We start from the raw sequence: 7926 nt of genomic DNA, 5'->3' as shown, positions 1-7926 counted from the left end.
TTTTTTATTAAGTTGCTTATTATTCGACAGTTACACTTTTGGCTAAATTTCTTGGTTTATCTACATCATTTCCTTTAGAAACGGATGTATAATATGCTATTAGCTGTTCAGGTATTACAGTTAACAATGGAGTTAATATATCTATTGTAGGAGGGATATAAATTACTGCATTTGAATTTTTTTCAAGTAAAGTATTTCCTTCAAGTGCAATAGAGTATACTTTAGCTCCTCTTGCAGCTAGTTCTTGAATATTTGAAGCTGTTTTTTCTATAAGATTAGATTGCGTAGCAACAGTAAATACATTAGTGCCTTCCTCAATTAATGCAATAGAACCGTGCTTAAGTTCTCCGGCAGGGAATGCTTCTGTATGAATATAAGATATTTCTTTAAGTTTTAAAGCGCCCTCTTTTGAAGTTATATAATCAATGCCTCTTCCGGTGTAAAAAATTGATTTTGAATTTTTGATATTTTCTGCGATATTTTCAAAGATTGTAGTGTTTTGTAAAATTATATTTATTTTGTTCGGAATACTTTTTAATTCTGAAATTATCTCAAGAATTTTATTTTCATTCATAGTTTCTAATTTTTTAGCAAAATCAAGAGCTAAAAAATATAAAGCTATAAGCTGTGTAGTGTATGCTTTGGTAGATGCTACACTTATTTCAGGGCCGGCATAACAGTATAAAACTTTATCAGCTTCTCTTGCAATAGATGATCCAACTACGTTTGTTATAGCAAGAGTTTTTGCTCCATGTTTTTTTCCTTCTCTTAAAGCGGAGAGAGTGTCAGCAGTTTCTCCAGATTGACTCACAAATATAATTAATGTTTTTTCATCAACAAAGTTTGAATTAAATTTAAATTCAGATGCTATGTCAGTTATTACTGGAAGTTTGGCAAACTTTTCAATTGCAAATTTTCCTATTTGACCTGCATGATAAGCTGTCCCGCATGCAACTATATATATTTTGTTAAATTTTTCAAGTTCTTCTTTCGAAAAAGAGCTGTCCGATATGTTTATAGTATCATTTTTAAGCTTTCTTCTTATAGCTTCTTCGATAGCCTTAGGTTGTTCAAAAATTTCTTTTATCATGAAATGTTCAAAGCCTTCTTTTGAAGCTGCTTCTAAATTCCATTCTATTGTAGAAATTTTCTTATTTATTTCATCTAGATTTGTGTTATATATTTTGTAACCTTTATTTAGATTTGCGTAAATTATTTCACCGTTATCAAGATATACAACATCTCTTGTATATTCGAGTATTGATGGAATATCTGAAGTTACAATATATCCATCTTTTGCTATTCCCAGAACCAAAGGAGATTCATTTCTAACAGCAATTAACTCATTTGGATTATTTTTTGAAATAATTACAAGAGCATAAGAACCTTCCAATCTTTTTATAGTTCTAACAACTGCATTTAAAAGATTTCCATCATAGTAATAATCTAAAAGTTGAGCTACTATTTCAGTATCTGTATCTGACTTGAAAGTATATCCTTTATTCAATAACTCTTCTTTTAATTCTACGAAATTCTCTATTATACCATTATGGATAACTGAAATAGATTCATCGTTATTTAAATGAGGATGAGCATTTACTTCATTCGGAATTCCATGGGTTGCCCATCTTGTATGTCCTATTCCAACATTTCCTGTAAATGGTCTTTCTGCTATTGCAGAACTTAAATTTTTAAGTCTTCCTGCACGCTTAATGGTAATCATATTATCTTGAGTAATTACTGAAATACCTGCAGAATCATATCCTCTATATTCAAGTTTTTCAAGCCCATTTAAGATTACATCTGTGGCATTTAATTTACCACAATATCCAACTATTCCACACATAATTAACCTCCAAAAAAATATTTAGAGATTCACTGAATTCTCTTTGTTATAAGATTACTCTTAATTTTTAAAGAATACTTAGGCTGTGATACCTTTGGAGCATCCGCCGAAAATTTCGATAACTCCAAACCTCGTCATCCTTATCGGATCAGGCGCTTATTAGTTTTTATCTCTGCTTGAATTATAGCATATATAAAATTTTATGTAAATAAAGTATAGACTAAGTTTGATTTTACTTAGATTTTAAAATTAAAAGAATACTTGAATATTTCATTTTTTAATGTTAATATATAAAAGTATTAATAACTTTATGAATTTGAAAATGATTGACTTACTTTATTAAATTTAGTTTCTCTGCATTTTACAAAGGATTGAAGGAAATAGGAGGTACTAAATGAAAGGTAAAGTAAAATGGTTTAACGGTGAAAAGGGATTTGGATTTATAACTGCTGAAGATGGCAAGGATGTATTTGCTCATTTTTCACAAATTCAAAAAGAAGGCTTTAAAACTTTAGAGGAAGGCCAAGACGTTGAGTTTGATGTTGTGGAAAAAGAAAAAGGTCCTCAAGCAGAAAATATCGTTATATTATAATTAAAAAGCAGCACATAGCTGCTTTTTTAATTACCTTATTGGTTATATTGGGAGGTTATATATGGAAAAGAAAGTTTTAGCTATTGTAGATGGTAATGAAATAACTATGGATGATTTTAATTTTTTTATGGAGTCATTGAATCCTCAGGTTAGAGCTTATTTTACAGATGGGGATAAGAAAAAAGAAATAATTGATGAATTAATCTATCAAGAACTATTATATTTGGATGCTATTGAAAATAAACTTGACGAAGATGAAGAATTTGTTACAGTTTCAGAAAGAACTAAAGCCTCTTTATTAAAAACATACGCATTAGGGAAGCTTCTTGAAAATGTTTCACCCAGTGAAAAAGAGATAGAGGAATTTTATAATGCAAATGCTGAGCATTATGATGTTCCGAATTCTGTAGATGCAAGTCATATTTTAGTTGAAGATGAAAATAAAGCCAATGAATTATATAATAAAATATTAGCAGGAGAAAACTTTGAAGAGCTTGCAAAAAATAATTCAATGTGTCCTTCAAAGAATAATGGAGGAAATCTCGGAGTATTTCATTCAGGACAAATGGTTCGTGAATTTGATGAAAAAGTTTTTTCTATGAAAGAAGGAGAAATATCAGAACCTGTTAAAACAAATTTTGGATTTCATATTATAAAGCTAAATAAAATAATACCTTCAAAAAAACATACATTAAGTGAAGTTAGAGATGATGTTATAAAAGAAGTTAAAAGATATAAAGAACAAAAAATATATATGAATAAAATCAGAGAGCTTTCTCAAAAACACAATATAAAAGTTTTAGATATAGAACCGGAAAAATAATTTCCGGTTTTTTATTTTATTGTATTTTTTTAAATGAAAAAAATTTATATAAAGGGTATAATTATAAAAGAGACAAATATTAGGAGGATAAAATGAAAATAGAACTTTTTAATTTTGTTGATAATAGCATTAAATTATTAAATAATTATGATGAAGTATTAAATGAAATTGCTCAAAATGCTATTAAACTTTTAAAAGATATACTTTGTGATGATGATAATTTTCTAAATATAACATACAGGATTAAATCTGAGAATAGTTTGAGAGAAAAAATTATAAAAAATAATTTTTTCTTAAAATATGAGAAACCTGAAACTATGATGTTAGATTTATCGGATTTAATAGGTATAAGATTGGAATGTAGATTTATAAAAGAAGAAGAACAGCTATTTAATATTATTAGACAGAAATTTAATACATATGTTGGTGACGGTTATTACAAAATAATAGATGACAGTCCTATAATGTTAAAACTTTCTGAAAAACAGCCACAAATTCAAAAAAATGGATTTGAAATATACAAAATTGATGGTATTTATAAATATGGGAAGAATTTTTTTAGATTTGAACTTCAAATAAAATCGATGGTTAATGTATTTTGGGGGGAAATAGACCATAAAATTTTGTATAAGAATTACAATTATATGATTAATGAAGGTTTTTTTAAAGATATAATGGCATCAATTAAAGATTCTCTATATATGGTAGATAAACAGCTTATGATATTATATGATCATGTTTCAAGTCTTGATGCAAGTGATGAGGAATCGGCAAAAGAACAGCTTAATTATTTATTATCAAAGATAATACATGATGTTTTCAGTAATAAGATAAAAGATGACTTTGGATTTGTGTTTAATTTCAAAAACTCAATAGATTTTATAGTGGAATATCTTCAAATGAAAGCGGTAAAAGAAAAAGAGATATCATTTGGGGAAAACTTTATAAATTTGATAAATAAGATAAATAAAATTGATTATTCTAAAATGAATATAGGGGAGTATATAGAATTTAATAAGTCCATAAAGTGCAATGATTCTTTTATGAATCAAATATCAGATACTATTATTGAAATAATGAATAAAGATTTTTCATGGCATTTATTTATGAAAATACTTTATCAGATAGAAAATAGCGGATATGAAGAAAATTTACAAGATTTTCTATATTTTTTAAGATATAAATATTCACTCGTATTTTTAGATATGGCTGATAAGTTTAAGCTTTCTAAAGATGAAGTAAATTATGTTGAAGATGTTGTTTTAAAATTTATTTCAAGCAGATTTAAAAATAATTATTCAATTAATTATTTAATAGAATTCTGCCTTAATGAAATTAAAAAAGGATATTATGAGATAGCGTTTGAAGAAGATATTTCAGCAAATTATATATCTTCAAAGCTTATTGCACGGCTTGAAAATTATGAAGAGTAATTGTTACGATTAATTTAAAATTATTGTTTAATTTGATTAAATAAGTAATGAACTATTATTGAGTATAGAGTATAATAGTTAGTAGTAAAGGAGGAATATTTTGAATAAATTAACTAATTTAGAACCGAAGAGGGTATTTTATTATTTTGAAGAAATTACAAAAGTTCCAAGATGTTCTTTAAAAGAAGAAAAAATTGCAGATTATTTAGAAAATTTTGCGAAGTCTCATAATTTAAAATGTTTAAGAGATGTTAACAATAATATAGTAATTAAAAAAGATGGCTCTAAAGGTTATGAGAATGCTCCTATTTTGATAATTCAAGGTCACATGGACATGGTATGTGAGAAAGCTGATAATTGTACAATAAATTTTGATACAGATCCTATTGAATTTGAAGTTGAAGGAAATATTATCATAGCAAGAGAAACTACTTTAGGGGCAGATAATGGAATTGCCGTTGCTATGGCATTAGCTATTCTTGAATCTGACGAAATAGCACATCCGCCTCTTGAAGTTTTAATTACAACTAATGAAGAAAATGGAATGACAGGAGCTCATAATCTTGATGGTAAAATGCTTGAAGGTAAAATGCTCCTAAATCTTGATTCTGAATCAGAAGGTGTAGCATGTGTTGCATGTGCAGGAGGGAAAAGGGATATTCTAAGCTTTGATAAGAAGTTTGAGAAAGCAAGAAATTCAAGAGAATTTTATGAACTTACTGTTACAGGGTTAAAAGGTGGACATTCAGGACAAGAAATAAAAAAAGGATTAGGAAATTCTAATAAATTGATGGGTAGAAGTCTATATGAAATTAATAAAGAATTTGACATTGATTTAGTAGATATATCCGGAGGAGCGAAGCCTAATGCAATACCAAGATTGGCTAAGTCTATAATTTCAATAAAACCTGATGATAAAAAAAGAATACAGGATTTGATAGTAAAATTAAATAGAAATTTTGTTAGAGAACTTGGTAAGGTTGATCCTGATGTCAGATTAAATTTTGAAAAGACAAGCAACTATGAAAGTGTATTAAAAACAGAAATTAAAGAAAATATAATAAATTTATTGAATATACTTCCAAATGGAGTACAAAGTATGAGCCAAGACATTGACGGTTTGGTTGGCAGTTCGGTTAATGTTGGTGTTATAGAAAGTTTTGAAGATGAAATCATAATAACTACAAATATAAGATCTGCACTACAATCGTTAAGAGATGAAATAAGTGATAGACATAAGGTATGTGCTAAAGTATGCAATGCAGAATATAGTGTTCAGAGTGAATATCCTGCATGGGAATATAAAGATGTTTCTCATTTGAGAGATGTTGCTGCAAAAGCTTATAAAGAAATAACAGGAGAAGAACTTAAACTTGAGGCAATACATGCCGGTCTTGAGTGTGGATTGTTCAAAGAGACTATAGGGGATATTGATATGCTTTCTATAGGACCTAATATACATGGTCCGCATGCTCCTGGAGAAAACTTAGAAATTGAATCTACTAATAGAGTATACAACTTTGTTATTGAGATATTAAAAAATTTAAAATAAAATTATGGAGGGTAATACAATGACAGAAGAAAAGAAAAATGGATGTTGCTGTTGTGGACATGATCACGAACATGAACATGAAGCTGAGGAATTTGAAACTATAGTTTTAACTCTTGATGATGATTCTGAACTTGAATGTGTAATTCTTGGAATTTTTGATTATGAAGAAAGATCGTATATTGCACTTCTTCCTGCTAATGAAGAAGATGGAGAAGAGATATTAATATACGATTTTAAAGAATTAGAAAATGAAGAAGTTGAATTAAATGTGATTGAAGATGAAGAGTTATTTAATAAAGTATCAAAAGAGTTTGAAGCACTTTATGTAGAGGAAGAGTGATTTATTTGAATACTAATTTTGAACTTTCTTCTACTAGTGGAAAAATTGTAAGCCTAAAAGATTATTATGGAAAGTATTTGGTATTGTATTTTTATCCGAAAGATAATACAAGTGGCTGTACTTTAGAGGCCAATGAATTTTCAATTTATTATGAAGAGTTTAAAAAGTTAGATTGTGAAATAGTAGGAATTAGCAAAGACACCGTAAAAAGTCATGAAAGATTTAAGGAAAAGGAAAATATTCCTTATGAATTATTAGCTGATCCTGATAGAACTGTACATGCACAATTTTCCGTATTAAAAAATGCAAAGATGTATGGCAAAGATGTTATAAAAACCATAAGATCTACGTTTATTTTTGATAAAGAAGGAAATCTTATAAAAGAATATAGAGATGTAAAAGCTCAAGGGCATGCAGCGGAAGTTTTGGAATACATCAATGCTTTATAATAAATATTCAGATTATTTAAAAAGTAAATTTGGAGAAAAAGTTTATAAACTTCCCATAAAATTAAATTTAACTTGTCCAAATAGAGATGGAAGTCTTGGCTATGGAGGATGTACTTTTTGTGGTGAAGAAGGTGGAAGTTTTGAAAATAACTTTGGAGGAATAAAAGAACAACTAACCAAAGACAAAGCTGTTATAGAAAATAGATATAAGGCGAAAAAATTTATAGCATATTTTCAAAACTTTACCAATACTTATTTAGATTTTGAAAAATTTAAAGTAAATATATATGAATGTATGATAGATGATATTGTAGGAATATCAATATCAACAAGACCTGATTGTATTTCGGATAAATATTTGGATTTCTTAGAAGAGATAAATAAAAATATTTTTATTACATTAGAATTAGGACTTCAAACTGCAAATTATAGGACTTTAAAAAAGATAAATAGGGGTCATGGATTAGCGGAATTTATTGATGGTGTAAATAGAGCTAAAAAAAGAAATATTAGAGTATGTACTCATGTAATACTAAATTTACCATATGATGATGAGATAGATGTTATAGAAACAGCACATATTTTAAATGCTCTACAAGTTGATGAAGTTAAACTACATGCTTTATATATTTTAGAAAATACTATGATGGGGAAGCTTTATAAAGAAGGAAAAATAAATTTGATTTCTTTGGAAGAATATAAAAAAAGGGTTATACTATTTCTTCAACATTTAGATAAAAGAATAGTTATTCAGAGAATTATAGGTAGAGCTCCTGAAGAAAATAGTTTATTTTGTAATTGGAATACTTCTTGGTGGAAAATAAGAGATGATATAGAAAAAGAAATGATTGATAAAAATTTTTATCAAGGTCAGTATAAATGAAAGGGTAT

8 protein-coding genes are annotated in these 7926 nt (G+C 27.6%); 7 read left to right on the top strand and 1 reads right to left on the bottom strand.

Annotated features, from left to right (window positions below):
* Positions 1-19 precede the first annotated feature (19 nt).
* A complete protein-coding gene (glmS, locus tag HMPREF0629_RS05070) occupies positions 20-1846 on the bottom strand; it encodes a glutamine--fructose-6-phosphate transaminase (isomerizing) (RefSeq protein ID WP_009222276.1) in 1827 nt (608 codons plus the stop codon).
* Positions 1847-2240: 394 nt separating this feature from the next.
* On the opposite strand from glmS, the gene HMPREF0629_RS05065 reads away from it, so the two are divergent.
* From HMPREF0629_RS05065 to HMPREF0629_RS05035, 7 genes are all read left to right on the top strand, one after another.
* Positions 2241-2438 carry a cold shock domain-containing protein gene (locus HMPREF0629_RS05065; RefSeq protein ID WP_009222275.1) on the top strand — a complete coding sequence of 66 codons (198 nt, stop codon included), beginning with the start codon at positions 2241-2243 and terminating at the stop codon, positions 2436-2438.
* A 61-nt stretch (positions 2439-2499) separates the two neighbouring features.
* Positions 2500-3261 (top strand): peptidylprolyl isomerase, encoded by a 762-nt coding sequence (locus HMPREF0629_RS05060; RefSeq protein WP_009222274.1) that lies wholly within the window; start codon positions 2500-2502, stop codon positions 3259-3261.
* Between the two features lie 92 nt (positions 3262-3353).
* Positions 3354-4694, top strand: a complete 1341-nt coding sequence (locus HMPREF0629_RS05055; RefSeq protein WP_009222273.1) for a GTP pyrophosphokinase family protein — start codon at positions 3354-3356, stop codon at positions 4692-4694.
* 100 nt (positions 4695-4794) lie between these two features.
* Positions 4795-6246: an aminoacyl-histidine dipeptidase gene (locus tag HMPREF0629_RS05050; protein WP_009222272.1), complete on the top strand. Its 1452-nt coding sequence runs from the start codon at positions 4795-4797 to the stop codon at positions 6244-6246.
* 19 nt (positions 6247-6265) lie between these two features.
* Complete coding sequence (locus HMPREF0629_RS05045) at positions 6266-6586, top strand: DUF1292 domain-containing protein (protein ID WP_039856657.1); 321 nt, start codon at positions 6266-6268, stop codon at positions 6584-6586.
* Positions 6583-7035 (top strand): peroxiredoxin, encoded by a 453-nt coding sequence (locus HMPREF0629_RS05040; RefSeq protein WP_009222270.1) that lies wholly within the window; start codon positions 6583-6585, stop codon positions 7033-7035. Before HMPREF0629_RS05045 ends, HMPREF0629_RS05040 begins: the two co-directional genes overlap by 4 nt.
* The gene (locus tag HMPREF0629_RS05035) at positions 7025-7918 is read left to right on the top strand and encodes a TIGR01212 family radical SAM protein (RefSeq protein WP_036728686.1); all 894 of its coding nucleotides are present in this window, start codon (positions 7025-7027) and stop codon (positions 7916-7918) included. The genes HMPREF0629_RS05040 and HMPREF0629_RS05035 overlap by 11 nt, the downstream gene beginning before the upstream one ends.
* Positions 7919-7926: the final 8 nt, after the last annotated feature.

The organism is Peptoniphilus sp. oral taxon 386 str. F0131, assembly GCF_000090945.1.
Taxonomy (GTDB): Bacteria; Bacillota; Clostridia; order Tissierellales; family Peptoniphilaceae; genus Anaerosphaera; species Anaerosphaera mikwangii.
This window is presented reverse-complemented; position numbering and strand designations above follow the sequence as displayed.

What these genes read in the sequence shown, in the direction of transcription:
- glmS (WP_009222276.1), bottom strand. Translation starts at nt 1,846, where the DNA reads ATGTGTGGAATAGTTGGATATTGTGGTAAATTAAATGCCACAGATGTA.
- HMPREF0629_RS05065 (WP_009222275.1), top strand. Translation starts at nt 2,241, where the DNA reads ATGAAAGGTAAAGTAAAATGGTTTAACGGTGAAAAGGGATTTGGATTT.
- HMPREF0629_RS05060 (WP_009222274.1), top strand. Translation starts at nt 2,500, where the DNA reads ATGGAAAAGAAAGTTTTAGCTATTGTAGATGGTAATGAAATAACTATG.
- HMPREF0629_RS05055 (WP_009222273.1), top strand. Translation starts at nt 3,354, where the DNA reads ATGAAAATAGAACTTTTTAATTTTGTTGATAATAGCATTAAATTATTA.
- HMPREF0629_RS05045 (WP_039856657.1), top strand. Translation starts at nt 6,266, where the DNA reads ATGACAGAAGAAAAGAAAAATGGATGTTGCTGTTGTGGACATGATCAC.
- HMPREF0629_RS05035 (WP_036728686.1), top strand. Translation starts at nt 7,025, where the DNA reads ATGCTTTATAATAAATATTCAGATTATTTAAAAAGTAAATTTGGAGAA.